Consider the following 13,859-nt stretch of genomic DNA (forward strand, 5'->3'; position numbering starts at 1 on the left):
AGGAGTGTGCTTTCTTTATGCAGATACTTCAAATATGTGCAGATATTCATGCTCCTTAGGTCGGCAGGTGCGCCTGAGCATTAGCCTCCAGGCCGTTTATGTAATCTACTCTCAGTATTGAGTAGCAGACATCATCGCATATCCTGCCATCGAAGCGCTTGCAGGCCCAAGGCACTATCCCCTCAAACCTGAAGCCGCATTTCTCAATTACCCGCTTGGAGCGCTCATTATCTGCATAATGGCTGACAGCCAGGACGTCCACCTTCTTCTTCTCGAAGGCATATGTTATCATGGCCGCCAGTGCCTCTGTCATATAACCTCTGCCCCACTGGTCCCGGCGCAGCTCATATCCCACGGAGAGGCTGTTCACATGAAACCTTCTGAGGTCGCTCTGAAACTTGAACCGGCCTATCACCTCGCCTGTTTCCCGCAGAACTATGGCATAACATAGGTCGTTGCGCATATCTCTTGAGAACATGGCTGAAGCCGCCTCCATACTGTTCGCGGGCTGGCAGCCCGCAGGCACCATCACCTCCGGGTCGGAGATAATAGGCACATAGGCCCGAAAGTCCTTGTGCTCCCACCGGCGCAAAAGTAGCCGCTGAGTCTCAACGCCTCCCCTGAGCCGTTGAAAAAGTTTCATCTAATACCCTCTTATCCTTATACCTTAGGTTGTTTTATAATACTGATAGAACTGGCAGCGTATCATCCCGTTATAGAGCTTGCGGCGCTTGTCCGCTCTGCGCCCAAACAGGTCCTCAAAGTCCTCATCTGGGGTTATGACGCCATAGCTCCATCCCCTCTTGGGCATAAAAATCCGTCCTATCTGCCGGTAAATGTCCTGGGCAGTTTTCTGGTCCATAAGCCTCTGACCATATGGCGGGTTACAGACTACACAGCCATATTCAGTGGACCGCTCAAAGTCTTTGATATCCTGAACTCTGGCAGTAACATTTACACCTGCCCTTTTAGCATTCTCCCGGGTAAGCTCAACGGCCTCAGGGTCGATGTCATAGCCGGTGGCTGTAAATCCGGTATCTCTGCGCTCCATGCTTTTGGCACGGTCGCGTTCACGCTCCCATACACCAGCCGGGGTCTGTTCCCACACCTCTGCCTGAAACCGCCGCCCAATGCCCGGTGCAATGTTCTGAGCCATAGTTGCCGCCTCAATCAGCAGAGTCCCCGACCCACAGAACGGGTCATAAAATGTAGCGTCTGACCGCAGCCTGGATAACTTGACTAGAGCAGCCGCAAGAGTTTCCTTAATCGGCGCGGCGTTGGAAGCGGGCCTATATCCCCGCTTATGCAGCCCCGCACCGCTGGTATCTAAAACCACGCTCACCTGGTCCTTCATGATGCGGAACCTGATACGGTGGGCGGGGCCGTCCTCAGTGAACCAATCCTGGCGATAGCTCTTTTTCAGGCGTTCCACCACAGCTTTCTTGATTATAGCCTGACAATCCGGCACACTGTGCAGTTGGCTGTTCAGGCTGCTGCCAGATACCGGGAAGGCATCCTCTCTGCTGATAAGTTCCTCCCACGGCAGGGCTTTGACTCCCTGGAACAGTTCCTCAAAGCTCTTGGCCTGAAAATCACCCATCTGTATGCCCACTCGCTCGGCAAACCGGCTGCAGATATTAGCTCTGGCCAGAATATCCCAGCCGCCTGAGAACAGCACTCTGCCATTCTCTGCGTGTACGTCCTCACAGCCCATATCGCGCAGTTCCTGGGCCAACAGCCCCTCTACCCCCAACAGGCAGGTTGCAGAATATGTCATTTCTCGTCAGGCACCAGCAGGCCGTAGTCACCATTCTTCCTGCGGTATACCACGTTTATCTCCCCGGAGGCGTCGTCGCGGAACATAAAGAACTCGTGGTCCAGCATGTTCATCTGCATAATGGCCTCCTCCGGCGTCATTACCTTCACCGAAAAACGCTTTGTGCGCACAACCTGCAGCTCTTCCTCGGGCTCGTCGTAGTAAACGTCAGCAAACTCCATGCCCGCGTCTACCTTTTTGGCCCTCTCCAGGCGGGTCTTGTTCCTGCGCATTTGACGTCCCAACGCAGACACCACGTGGTCCAGCGCCTCATTCATATCCAAAGCGGTATCCTCCGCGCGGAATATGGCACCACGCTGGCGGATAGTAATCTCAACAGTCTGGCGGTTGCGCTCTACGGTAACTGTTACGACCGCCTCAGCGTCTTCATCAAAGATACGGTCAAACTTAGCCAGCTTCTTCTCCGCCAGCTCCTTAAAGTTGTTGCGAAGGTTGACTTTCCGTCCGATAATAGTGATTTTCATAGCTCTTTCCTCCTTCGTGAGTGTGAGAGCAGTTACTGTATCTTGCCCTCTGTCCAACTATAGAATAGCACATTTTATATAAAAAAGCAAGATAAATTTTATTAAATCGTCACAGATTTATGTCTAGTCACGTGGCACCCTACATTAACAGCCACCGGAAGTCCGGCAATATGGGTCGGAAATGTCTCAATATTCACCGCCAGCGCCGTCACGTCCCCGCCAAAGCCCTGGGGCCCCACTCCTGTGGCGTTTACGGCGTTTAACATGTCCCGCTCAAGCTCTGCGTAGTATGGGTCTTTATTTCGTATAGACACATCTCTGCACAGGGCCTCTTTAGCCAGTTTGGCGCAAAGCTCAAAGTCCCCGCCGATACCAACCCCCAGCACTACCGGAGGGCAAGGGTTTCCTCCAGCTTTGTTGACAGTGTCTGCTACAAAACCTATTATATCTTCTCGGCTGGCAGCGGGGGTAAACATTTTTAATCTGCTCATATTCTCACTGCCAAATCCCTTCGGCGCAACTGTCAGCTTGATTTTGTCCCCCGGTACCAGGCCCACATGAAGTATAGCCGGTGTATTGTCCTCTGTGTTGCCCCGGCGTATAGGGTCAGCCACTACCGAACAGCGCAGCAGCCCGTCCACATAGCCCCGGCGTACCCCTTCATTCACCGCCTCGGTTAAATTGCCGTTTATATGCACATCCTGTCCAATTTCAGCGAAGACTACCGCCATACCGGTGTCCTGGCATATTGGCAGGCCCAGCTCCCTCGCGGCGTCCAGATTGCTGCATAGGTCTTCCATAACCGTCCGGGAGACAGGACTTGTCTCTCCGGCATTTCTAATGCAGCTCTCCAGGCTCTCTGGCAGCACTCGATTGGCCTCAACGCATAGCCGCGCAATGGCCTCGGTTATTAGCTCAGCTTTTATCTCTCTCATAATTACCTCCAAGACAAAAAGCCCCGCCAGAGTTTGGTGAGGCTTTGTTTTGTTATTATCTGCGGCCGGTCAATAGCTGCCGCCGCCCTTTTGTCCGCGGCGGGAATATCCTCTGCGCGGCTCATTCCCTCGCTTCAGGTCGGACATCTTCTCGTCACTTGTTTGCTTAAACCTGGACATCATGTCCTCAAAGCTCCCACTATCGTTCCGGCGGCTCTGCCACTCAAAGTCTCCCGGCCGGCCCGGACCTGGCTGGGGTTCAGGTCTTGGAGCTCTGGGAGGTCTCGGTCCTGCAGGCCTTCTGCCTCCCTGAGGCGGCCCCGGTCTGCGCGGCTTATGCTGCTCCTCGGGCGGCAGCGCCTTTTTGATGGAAAGGCTTATCTTCCCCTCCTCGCTTACGGACAGCACCTTTACGCGCACAGTCTGCCCTTCGGAGACGAAATCTTTTATCTCGCTCACGAACGTGGGCGCAATCTCCGAAATATGCACCATGCCGGTCTGTCCGCCCTCAAAGCTGACGAACGCGCCAAACTTTGTTATACCTGTAACCTTTCCCTCGTAAATCTCTCCAACCTCAAGCCCCATGTTCTCCCATTATCCTCCTCGATTAATCCTTTCTCATATCCAAGCGGTCACTCGCCGCCGTCCATAAACACCCGCTCATTAGGTCGGACATAGTCCAGGTCCTCCCTCGCGCGCTTCTCAGCGTACCGACGCAGGCCTTCCTCGTCATTCATGGCTGCGCGCAGCTCCTCATTCTGCAGGTTCTGCTGCTCAAGCTGGGCTTCCAGCTGCTGCAGCTGCTCTTGCCTTTCGGATATCTGCACCTGGCGCTCAACCAAAGACAGCACCACAACGGCGGTCAGGCAAAATATCGCCAGCTTTAGCAGGAGGCCGCCGGGCATCTTCTTTTTTGGCGTTTCACCGCCCATTGGCAGCCCCTCCCTCCAGCGGCAATTTGTGTTAGACTAATTATACACCGGTTTACGTAAGTTTTTCAAGAGGGTTTTTAGTTTTTTTCCGTTTTGAGGCATATATTTCGCGTTTTGACGGTCTCTTTCTATATCTGGGCTCATTTTTTCCGCCAAGAGCTCCTGCTTTGGCCTGTGATTTCTTCTTTTTGGCTGCTTTACGCTTTTTAACCTGTTTCTCCTTTGCTGCAGCCCTTGCAGCCCGCCAGCGCCCCATGAGAAAAATTATAGGCCGGCTTATCCATCTTTTAACCTGCCTGCCCATACGCCGCATAAGTCCAGTCAGCCCGTTTACAAAGGGGTCCAGAGCAACTATGGTTCCCCAGGCCCCAAGGCCCTGCAGGACCATCTGGAACATCCTAAGTCTCCCCTTATCTATCACCAAAGCGCATAGGAAGGCCGTTAGAGCCCATACCAAGCAGAACAGCACATCCAGCACTGCCGCACAGAGCCGGCCTCCATACAACAGTCCCCGCAGCAGCTTGCATCCTAAAAACAGCCCGCCCAGCATTGCGCCTGTCATAAGGCAGAAGCACGCGGCGGGCAGGGTCATGCCGGTCATTTAAACAGCCTGCCGAAAAATGACATGGCTGGGCTGCTCTCAGTATAGGAGACTGCCCCTACCCGGCCTTTAACCAGCATATCTCCTGTGTCCGAGTTGAGGCTCTCGATATGAAGCCCCTCCCCTTTAATATTCAGCTGTCCCAGGTCTGTCTGGGCGGTTATTAGCTCGTCGCTGAAAAAGTCCACACGCCTTATACCTGTGGCGGTGAGCCTATCCCGGCTAATTATGCTAAGGTCATGCTTTTTTACCTGCTGCTCTGGCATATTTCCAACGCCCCTTCCTTGGAAATGTATATGCCGTCAAAGCCCGGTATTATTCCTCCAGCATTTTATAAAGCCCAGAGGCCTCCTCTTTCTTAGCATATTCCGCCACAGAGAGCACCTGTGCCTTCAATACCCTTTCGCCAAGGTGAATCTCCAGCACATCCCCTTCCTTTACATTGTAAGAGGCCCTGGCCTCCTTGCCGTTTACCAGAACACGCCCCGCGTCACAGGCCTCGTTAGCTATTGTGCGGCGCTTTATCAGCCGGGATATCTTCAGATACTTGTCAAGTCTCAATATTGTCACCTCCTTCACTTTACATAAGATAAAAATTGGGCCTGCCAAATAAGCAGGCCCGAAACGGAGTCTATTCCTGCCGTTTACTTGTTTACGGCATCCTTCAGAGCCTGACCGGCCTTGAAAGCGGGGGCCTTGGAGGCAGCAATCTCCATGGTGCCTCCGGTACGGGGGTTACGGCCCACACGAGCCGCGTGCTCGCGCACCTCAAAGGTGCCAAAGCCCACCAGCTGTACCTTATCGCCCTTTGCCAGAGCTTCTGTAACACTATCAACTATGGCCTTCACCGCGGCTTCTGCGTCACGCTTGGTGAGCCCTGCCTTTTCGGATACTTCTGCAACCAGTTCTGTTTTGTTCATTTAATTGCTACCTCCCTGAGTAATGTTCCGCGCGCCTCTTTTGGGCCCGCACTATTGTCTTCGAATCCCGTGACAGTAGCAATGATATCACATCCACCCTCGTTTTTCAAGGGTTTTCGCAATTTTTTGTCCCTTCGGCAGCATAATCAAATCTTTTTTTGCTATTCCTCTGGTCAGAAACAGCCCGAAAATATATATTGCTCCGCCACAGCCTATAGATACACCAACGGCAATGCCGCCGCCCAGTCCCAGCGCCGACATCCCGCTGCACGCACCCCAGGCTCCGCCGCCGCACAATATCCCGCAGAGTAGCGGCTTCAGGAACAGCCGCCTAAAGGTCAGCCGCACGCCTGTCACCCGCCTTAGGCAGTAGAGCTGTGCAGTTGCCAAAAATAGGTAACACACCAAGGTTCCCACCCCTGCGCCGCGAATATTTATCTCCGGGATAGCGCATAGGAACCAGTTCACACCAATTTTCAGTGCCATTGCAACAGCCAGCAGCTTCACCGGCAGGTCTGCCCGCCCTACCGCCTGGAGCATACTTGAAACCGGTGTGTTTACCGCCGCAAATAGGGAGGCAGGCCCTAAGGTCAGCAGTACACCGGCAATAATTGGCGCGGAGCCGCCGCCGTACAGCAGTGAAGCTATTGGCTCGGCCAGGGCCGTGAGTCCTAACCCTGCCGGGAAACATACAAGCGCCGTCACACTGAGCACAGACTCCATGCGTTCCTTCAGCTGAGGCCGGTCGCTCCGGGCCCAGGCCTCGGTGACCGCAGGCAGGGCGCTCATTCCGATTGCCTGTGTCAAAGCAGGGACCAGCAGATAGAGAGTCATTGCAAGGGTATAGCAGCCGTACAGAAATGTGGGCAAGGTCTCCGGATGTTCCAGATACATGGCGGGAATCATTCCCTCATAGGCCGCCAGCAGCCTACCGGACGCTATCTCCATTATATCGGCTATGCGGCTTTGTAAAAAGGTCGCGTCTATAAGTCCGGCAGCGTTCATTGCAATAGAACCTGCTGCCACCGGCCCGGTGATTTTTAGCAACGCCTTAGCCGTCTCCCCCCATCTGCGCGCCGGTGGAGCTTGTTTCCTGGCTCGCAGGTCGATTCCATCGCCCCTTATCTTCCAGCGCACAGAAAGGTACAGCGCCGCCCCCAATGAGCCTGCCGTTACCCCCAGCACGGCCCCTGCAGCGGCAAAGGCCAGGGTCAAAAGGCCAGCCTGGTCCTCCCCTCCTGCCAGCAGACCAAATACAGTGCCGCTCTTCCTATACTCTGCCATACCATGGTTCATAACAAAGTACGCAAGGCCCAAACCAAGGCACAGCTTAACTGCCGCCTCAATTATCTCTGATACTGCGGTGGGGCCCATATTTCTCAGGCCCTCATAATAGCCCCGGTATGTAGCTCCCCAGCAGGCGAAGAGTATAGCTGGCACCAGTGCCAGCATTGGAAAGATGGCATGCTCTGTGCCTATTATCCTTTCGCAGTACACCGGAGCAAACATAGTCATGCCCACCGCCCCGGCTATACCAAAGCAGAGAAACAGGGGCCCCGCCACAGCCTTTACCTGGCGCACATCGTTCCAGCGCCCCAGCGAGGCATTTTCGCTTACAAGCCTTGATACCGCCACCGGAAATCCTGCTGTAGCAAGGCTGAACACCGGGCCATAGAAATTATACGCCACGTTAAAAAGGCCCATTCCATACTCCCCTATGAAATGCTGAAGCGGTATTTTAAATACCGCGCCGATAACCTTTACTACCGCCATCCCGGCGGTGAGGATAAATGCGCCGTAGAGAAAGCTCTGTTTTTTCAATATATCATCTCCGTATACCGTCAAAATGCGGCTTACTGTTAAAAATCTGTTTCAAAGCTCGTCTCTAATGTATATTGCAATTTAGGCCTAAATCATGTATACTTTATTAAGGAATGAGAGCAAAGCCTCTTTTCTCCGTAAAGCATAAATCGTAAAATCTGAACGAAAGAAAGGATTGGACTCATGGACGCAGAAAAAAGACAGTCCCTTGCGCTTACAGCAGCCAAGGTCCGTGCTGGTATCATCGAGGGCGTATATAACGCCAAATCCGGTCACCCTGGAGGTTCCCTCTCCTCTGCCGACATTTTCACCTATCTGTATTTTGAAAAGCTTAATATTGACCCTCAAAATCCCAAATGCCCAGACAGGGACCGCTTCGTGCTCTCCAAGGGCCACTGTGCCCCAGGTCTGTATGCCGCTTTGTCACTTCGCGGGTATTTCTCCCCCGACGAGCTGAAAAAGCTGCGGCATATCGGGGCAATGCTCCAGGGTCACCCGGACATGAAGGGCACCCCCGGCGTTGACATGAGCACCGGCTCCCTGGGCCAGGGCATTTCAGCCGCTGTTGGCATGGCTCTTGCAGCAAAAATGGACGGCAAGGACTATAAGGTTTACTGTCTCTTGGGCGACGGAGAGATACAGGAGGGCCAGGTCTGGGAGGCTGTAATGTTTGCAGCCCACCGCGGCCTCGACAATCTATGCCTTATACTTGACTATAACGGCCTGCAGATAGACGGTGACGTAGAAAAGGTCGCTGGTATTGAGCCCATTGACGAGAAGTTCCGCTCCTTCGGCTGCGAGGTCACTGTTGCGGATGGTCACGATTTTGACAGCATTGACGACGCCTTTAACGCTGCCGGTAAGTGCTCCGGCAAGCCCTTCGCCATCATTGCCAAAACCACCAAGGGCAAGGGCGTAAGCTTTATGGAGAATCAGGCCGGCTGGCACGGCAAAGCCCCCAGTGCCGAGCAGTATGCACAGGCTATGGACGAGCTTAACGCTGCCATTGCCAGCCTGTCCTGATATTGAGGCGTTTTATATGAAACTTCGCTGTATTAACATAGTTTCCCAGGCTCCTGCGGACCTGACTGCATTTTATGAGAATGTGTTTGCCGCAAAAGCCACTGAATTGGTTCCAGGCCGTTGGGAGCTAAAAATTGGGGATATAACGCTGGTGTTCACCCATACCAGCGACAATGTGGTTGTTCCCGCTGATAGCTGCGGGCTGGAATTTGAGGTTGAGAACGTAGACGGAGAGTACGAGCGCATGCTGTCTGCGGGCATAGAAATATCCGCAGCGCCGGTCACATATCCGTGGAAATGGCGTGCATTTGCTGTAAAGGACCCTGATGGTAATAATTTAGACTTTGTACAATATGTCGGTGAATGACCGGATACGAGATGAAAATAGAAAGGAAGGCTGTTTGTATATGGCTGAGATTGTAAAAAAAGCTACACGGGAGAGCTTTGGCGATGCCCTGGTCGAGCTTGGCAAGACCAACCCCGACATTGTGGTGCTGGTAGCCGACCTGGCTGACGCCACAAAAGTCGAGAATTTTGGTAAGGCATATCCTGACAGATTTATTGAGTGCGGTATAGCAGAAGGCAATATGGTAGGCGTGGCGGCAGGCCTCGCGTCCTGCGGTAAGATACCTTTTGCCACATCCTTTGCCATGTTCTCGGCTGGACGTGCCTTTGAGCAGGTGCGCAACTCCGTGGGCTATCCCCATCTGAATGTGAAGATAGTCGGCTCCCACGCAGGTATATCCGTAGGAGAGGACGGCGCTACCCATCAGTGCTGCGAAGATATTGCACTTATGCGCACCATACCTGGCATGGTGGTCCTAAACCCAGCTGACCACTATGAGATGAAGGCTGCAGTGAAGGCCGCTGTAGAGCATAACGGTCCTGTATACATCCGGCTGGGCCGTCTGGCTGTGGAGAGCTGTAATAATAACGATGACTATAGTTTTGAGATTGGCAAGGGTATCACCCTGCGCGAGGGTGCTGATATCACGGTCATCGCCACCGGACTGATGGTTGGAGAGGCTATAAAGGCCGTGGATTCTCTGGCAGCTCAGGGAATAAACGCCAGGCTCATTGACATGCACACGGTGAAGCCTCTGGACCAGGAGCTGGTAATCAAAGCAGCTAAGGAGACAAAGCACATTGTAACTGTTGAGGAGCATAATATTATCGGCGGCCTTGGCGAGGCCGTAGCCGCCTGCCTCTGCGAAAACTGCCCCACCCCACTGATCCGCATGGGCGTTAAGGATGTGTACGGGCATTCAGGCCCGGCGCTCGACTTGCTCAAGGAGTTTGGGCTCTGCGCTGAGGGCATTGAGGCTACTGTAAAGGATGTACTTAATGGTAATCATCCGTGATGCAATCCTTAACGACGCTCCCTCTCTATATCACTTGAACTGTGTTTCCATGGGCTATGAGTACCCTGAAGAAAAGACTGCTGTTCAACTGGAGAAGCTGCTGAGCAGCAGGCGTGACAAGATTTTAGTCGTTGAGCTAGATAACCAAGTTGTAGGTTATCTGCACCTCGTGGACTATGATTTGCTTTACTTTGGCCCTATGAAAAATATTATGGGTATTGCAGTAGACCCCAAGCACCGGCGCATGGGTATTGGTAAGGCTCTGCTTGAAGCTGGTGAAGAATGGGCTAGAGAGAGCGGTGCTGAAGGTGTTCGCCTGGTGTCTGGAGAGGGCCGTACAGAAGCACATACGTTTTACAGAGCGTTAGGGTATGATGGCAATAAAATGCAGCTTAATTTGAAAAAGATGTTCTAAAAATTACCCCCCTAGTAAACTAGGGGGGTAATTTATTAACAGCCTTCAGCTTTGTAACTTCTTTCACATAAAACTTTCAACTTTCCTGCGGCTTCAGACGAACAACCGCCCGCTTCTTTATTATAAAGTAGCATATGCCCCCAATCAGCGAAGCAATAATCCATGTTACCGGATAGGAGATAAATAGCACTTCCCACTGAGGCCACACCGCAAACACCGTATATATCCACACCACGCGCAGCACACACACGCTGAACACTGTGTTGAGCATTGGAACCATAGACGACCCCAGCCCTCTCATGCCGCCAACAAATATACCCATAGCCCCGCAGGTAAAGTATGGTACACTGATAGCCAGCATACGCGCCTTGCCGTACTCGATAACAGCCGGGTCTGAGGAATATATGCCCAGGAGCGGCTTTGCGGCTAGGTAAGCTCCCACACCCAGCACCAGTCCAACTCCAGTCACCAGTATCATGCACTGCCACATCACCTTGCTGACCCTGTCTATCTTCTTCGCGCCATAGTTCTGCCCCACAAAACTTTGTGTAGCCTGAGTAAAGGCGTCCATCGCTGTCCAGACAAAGCCCTCGATATTACCTGCTGCCGTGCTCCCCGCCATGGCAATAGAGCCAAAGGAGTTGATTGTGGACTGGATAAGCACATTGGAGATTGAGAACATAGAGCCCTGGATACCGGCAGGGATACCAATGCGGGCCATCTCCTTGAGCTTATGCTTATAGATTCGCAGCTGCTTCAAGTCCAGGCGATACACTCCCTCGCTGCGCACAAGACAGAGTATCACCAATGCGGCAGATACACACTGGGATATGACCGTAGCGGTGGCAACTCCCGCCACGCCCATGTGCAGGACTATTACGAAGAATAGATTTAGCAGCACATTTATCAAGCCCGCCGTCAACAAAAAGTAGAGCGGGCGCTGAGTATCACCCACTGCCCGAAGTATTGCCGCGCCAAAGTTATAGAGCATACTTGCGGGCATACCGGCAAAGATTATGCGCATATAGAGCACCGAGTGGTCGATTACATCCGCAGGTGTCTCCATCATCTGAAGCAGAGGCCGGGAGAGGCCCATGCCGAGAAAAATAAGCACAACACCGCTGATAGCTGCGGTAAGCATAGAGGTATGTACTGTCTCATACAGGTCTCTGGTCTGGCCTGCGCCGTAGTACCGGGCGACCAGCACGTTCACGCCGATAGAGAGGCCAATGAACAGGTTTACTATAAGATTGTTCAGTGCGCTTGTGGAGCCGACAGCTGCCAGGGACTGATTACCGGCAAACCGTCCAACCACCACTACATCGGCGGCGTTAAACAGTAACTGCAATACTCCTGAGAGGGCCAGCGGCAGCGAGAAGCGTACCAGCTTCCCCAAAAGCGGACCCTCGGTCATGTTGATTTCGTATGTACCCCGGCGCGTCCGGGGCCTCAACCTGAATTTCATTTATGAAGCCTACCCTTCTGTTAAAATCACTCTAAATAATTATTATACTACTTATACCTTACTCCACGCAAGTGATTTCAGCAAAAAAGGGGTAAAAATTAGAAAAAGAGCCCGGACCTTTCGGCCCGGACCCTTTTTATTCTGTTTAAGTATACTTGAAAATCTTACTTCTTCAGACCGTAGACGTCGTAATCCTCGCTGTAAGCGTCGAAGCCCTGCATCTCGATATTAGCATCGTACTTCTTCTGCCACTCAGTCAGGATGTCAGCCAGCTTGTTCTTGGCAGCAAAATCCTGGAGGTCGGCAACCAGCTTATCGAACTCCTCGTCACTCTCAGCAGCCATAATCTTGGGCAGCTCAGCCAGACACTGGTCCTGGATGGTCTTCAGGGCTATGCCCAAATCAGAGGTGGAGTCAATAACGTCGCCCAGACCGGTGTTCTGGTCGGTCTTGAACTTCTGTCCAACCTTCGGGTCCGCCTCGTCATAGGTGCAGAGGTCTGCCTGGATGGAAACAACCCAGTTCTTAACACCAGAACGCTCATTAACGCCATACTTGAAAGCGTCAACATAGTCAGAGTGGGCAGGCTGAGTCCACAGCCAAGCGCCGGCAGCATCCTGCTCCTTGGAGGTAATCTTGCCGTAGTCCATGTTCAGGATAGCATTGCCTTCCTCGTCGAACTCGCCGTCCCAGATGGGGCCTTCGGGGCCGCCCAGAACCTGATACATGGAGCCCTCTTCGGAAATCATCCAGGTAAACAGGTCAAATATACGCTGGGGACGCTCAGCCTTGGTGGTGATAACATTTACGTTCCAGCCAGGAGAGCCTGCCTCGTCGCCATAGGTGATTGTATCAGCAGATACAGGGGGGAACTGGGGGAAGGAAGCGAAGTCTGCGCTAGCAGGGTCGCCAACAACCTCATAAGAGGTAACGTCGCCTGCCTCGGTGGACTTCTCAACGCATACGCGGCGGAAGTTATTTGTGTCGTCCTGAGAGAAGTCATAGAAGAACAGGGCAGGACGGCCATTGGTCATCTTCTCCAGCCACTGGTCACCGTTGTCGGTGTAGACGTCCTGAGTCCACAGGCCTTCACGGTACCACTTATTGACCTCGCGGAGAGCCTCAACAAAGAGAGGAGTGTTGACACACAGGTCAAGCTTGCCCTCTTCCTGAGTGAAGTAGTTCTCAACGATGTTGCGGCCGCCAAAGGAACGGAAGAAGGACTTGTAGTTCTGCAGGCCACCACCGTTGTTGGTAAAGGCAACGGGAATGATGTCCTGACCACTGTAAGCCTTCAGGCCGCCCTCAGACAGCTCCTTGGCCTTCAGTGCGTACTGATGAAGGTCCTCCAGGGTGTTCAGGGCGGGCTTGCCGGCAGCCTCGTAGACCTTGGTGTTGACTATCCACTGGTCGTTACCGCCAGTAGAAGCCTTACCAGGAGCGCGGGGCCAGTTGGGAATACCGTACAGCTTGCCATCAACCTTCAGCAGCTCACGGGTCTCCGGTCCTACGTCCTTCTCGAAAGTGCAGCCATCGTACATAAACTGCTCAATCTCAACCAGAGCATTGGCCTGGACGCAGTTCCTCAGAACGCGGCCGCGGTCAACAATCATGGCGTCGGGAAGGTCGCCGCCAGTCAACATCAGCTGAAGCTTGGAGTCGGAGTCAGCGTCGGGCTTCTCAAAATCAATGTCCACGTTGAACTTCTCAGACATGAACTTGGAGAAAGCGTCAGCGCCCCACTCTTTAATTTGGGCCCAATCATAGTACCAATAGCAACGGAAAGAATAAGGCTCGCTCACGTCGTCAGCGCCAGTAGAAACATTGCTGGGCTCACCGTCGTCGCCGCCATTGCTCTCATCGCCGCCGGCGGTGGAGCTGGTAGAGCTGTTGCCCCCGCTGGATTTATTCCCGCCATCGCCGCAGGCCGCAAACACGCCTACAATCATGACAAGAGCCAGCAACAGGGCCAGAATCTTCTTGCTCATTGTTTTCGTCCTCCTAGACAAATTTTATTTTCATTCAGGCCTCGGGCAAAGGACATTATGTCCCCTGCCCCGCCCGGAATGACTGAGATTAGTAAGT

The 13,859-nt window shown here is 53.2% G+C and carries 17 protein-coding genes; 4 read left to right on the forward strand and 13 right to left on the reverse strand.

The window, feature by feature from the left end; all coding sequences use genetic code 11:
* Window positions 1–55: 55 nt before the first annotated feature.
* The 11 genes from D5270_RS02150 to D5270_RS02200 form a co-directional block, all read right to left on the reverse strand.
* The gene (locus D5270_RS02150) at window positions 56–643 is read right to left on the reverse strand and encodes a GNAT family N-acetyltransferase (RefSeq protein ID WP_166542536.1); all 588 of its coding nucleotides are present in this window, start codon (window positions 641–643) and stop codon (window positions 56–58) included.
* A gap of 24 nt (window positions 644–667) precedes the next feature.
* A complete protein-coding gene (locus D5270_RS02155; protein WP_166542537.1) occupies window positions 668–1,777 on the reverse strand; it encodes a THUMP domain-containing class I SAM-dependent RNA methyltransferase in 1,110 nt (369 codons plus the stop codon).
* Window positions 1,774–2,301, reverse strand: a complete 528-nt coding sequence (hpf, locus tag D5270_RS02160) for a ribosome hibernation-promoting factor, HPF/YfiA family (RefSeq protein ID WP_166542538.1) — start codon at window positions 2,299–2,301, stop codon at window positions 1,774–1,776. Before hpf ends, D5270_RS02155 begins: the two co-directional genes overlap by 4 nt.
* A 101-nt stretch (window positions 2,302–2,402) precedes the next feature.
* Window positions 2,403–3,236, reverse strand: a complete 834-nt coding sequence (locus D5270_RS02165; protein WP_166542539.1) for a fumarate hydratase — start codon at window positions 3,234–3,236, stop codon at window positions 2,403–2,405.
* 69 nt (window positions 3,237–3,305) lie between these two features.
* The gene (locus tag D5270_RS02170; RefSeq protein ID WP_161473893.1) at window positions 3,306–3,821 is read right to left on the reverse strand and encodes a S1 RNA-binding domain-containing protein; all 516 of its coding nucleotides are present in this window, start codon (window positions 3,819–3,821) and stop codon (window positions 3,306–3,308) included.
* 47 nt (window positions 3,822–3,868) lie between these two features.
* Window positions 3,869–4,168: a septum formation initiator family protein gene (locus D5270_RS02175; RefSeq protein WP_161473894.1), complete on the reverse strand. Its 300-nt coding sequence runs from the start codon at window positions 4,166–4,168 to the stop codon at window positions 3,869–3,871.
* 52 nt (window positions 4,169–4,220) lie between these two features.
* Window positions 4,221–4,769, reverse strand: coding sequence for a spore cortex biosynthesis protein YabQ (gene yabQ / locus D5270_RS02180; RefSeq protein ID WP_166542540.1), 549 nt, complete (start codon window positions 4,767–4,769; stop codon window positions 4,221–4,223).
* The gene (locus tag D5270_RS02185) at window positions 4,766–5,035 is read right to left on the reverse strand and encodes a YabP/YqfC family sporulation protein (RefSeq protein ID WP_166542541.1); all 270 of its coding nucleotides are present in this window, start codon (window positions 5,033–5,035) and stop codon (window positions 4,766–4,768) included. The genes yabQ and D5270_RS02185 overlap by 4 nt, the downstream gene beginning before the upstream one ends.
* Before the next feature lie 49 nt (window positions 5,036–5,084).
* Window positions 5,085–5,330, reverse strand: a complete 246-nt coding sequence (locus tag D5270_RS02190; protein WP_161473897.1) for an RNA-binding S4 domain-containing protein — start codon at window positions 5,328–5,330, stop codon at window positions 5,085–5,087.
* 83 nt (window positions 5,331–5,413) lie between these two features.
* Window positions 5,414–5,689, reverse strand: coding sequence for an HU family DNA-binding protein (locus D5270_RS02195; protein WP_161473898.1), 276 nt, complete (start codon window positions 5,687–5,689; stop codon window positions 5,414–5,416).
* 87 nt (window positions 5,690–5,776) lie between these two features.
* Complete coding sequence (locus D5270_RS02200) at window positions 5,777–7,510, reverse strand: putative polysaccharide biosynthesis protein (RefSeq protein ID WP_166542542.1); 1,734 nt, start codon at window positions 7,508–7,510, stop codon at window positions 5,777–5,779.
* A 183-nt stretch (window positions 7,511–7,693) separates the two neighbouring features.
* On the opposite strand from D5270_RS02200, the gene D5270_RS02205 reads away from it, so the two are divergent.
* From D5270_RS02205 to D5270_RS02220, 4 genes are read left to right on the forward strand one after another with little or no spacing between them, the layout of a single operon-like run.
* Complete coding sequence (locus D5270_RS02205) at window positions 7,694–8,533, forward strand: transketolase (protein ID WP_166542543.1); 840 nt, start codon at window positions 7,694–7,696, stop codon at window positions 8,531–8,533.
* Window positions 8,534–8,549: 16 nt separating this feature from the next.
* Window positions 8,550–8,900 (forward strand): VOC family protein, encoded by a 351-nt coding sequence (locus D5270_RS02210; protein WP_166542544.1) that lies wholly within the window; start codon window positions 8,550–8,552, stop codon window positions 8,898–8,900.
* Between the two features lie 40 nt (window positions 8,901–8,940).
* On the forward strand, window positions 8,941–9,894 hold the full coding sequence (locus tag D5270_RS02215; RefSeq protein ID WP_166542545.1) for a transketolase family protein: 954 nt from the start codon (window positions 8,941–8,943) through the stop codon (window positions 9,892–9,894).
* Window positions 9,878–10,309, forward strand: coding sequence for a GNAT family N-acetyltransferase (locus D5270_RS02220; RefSeq protein ID WP_166542546.1), 432 nt, complete (start codon window positions 9,878–9,880; stop codon window positions 10,307–10,309). The genes D5270_RS02215 and D5270_RS02220 overlap by 17 nt, the downstream gene beginning before the upstream one ends.
* A gap of 76 nt (window positions 10,310–10,385) precedes the next feature.
* On the opposite strand, the gene D5270_RS02225 is transcribed toward D5270_RS02220, so the two are convergent.
* Together D5270_RS02225 and D5270_RS02230 are read right to left on the reverse strand one after the other, a co-directional pair.
* Window positions 10,386–11,774, reverse strand: a complete 1,389-nt coding sequence (locus tag D5270_RS02225; protein ID WP_166542547.1) for an MATE family efflux transporter — start codon at window positions 11,772–11,774, stop codon at window positions 10,386–10,388.
* A gap of 164 nt (window positions 11,775–11,938) precedes the next feature.
* Complete coding sequence (locus D5270_RS02230) at window positions 11,939–13,762, reverse strand: hypothetical protein (protein WP_166542548.1); 1,824 nt, start codon at window positions 13,760–13,762, stop codon at window positions 11,939–11,941.
* Between the last annotated feature and the right edge of the window lie 97 nt (window positions 13,763–13,859).

Origin of the sequence: Acutalibacter sp. 1XD8-36 (genome assembly GCF_009917525.1) — a bacterium.
In the GTDB taxonomy this organism is placed as follows: Bacteria; Bacillota; Clostridia; order Oscillospirales; family Acutalibacteraceae; genus Acutalibacter.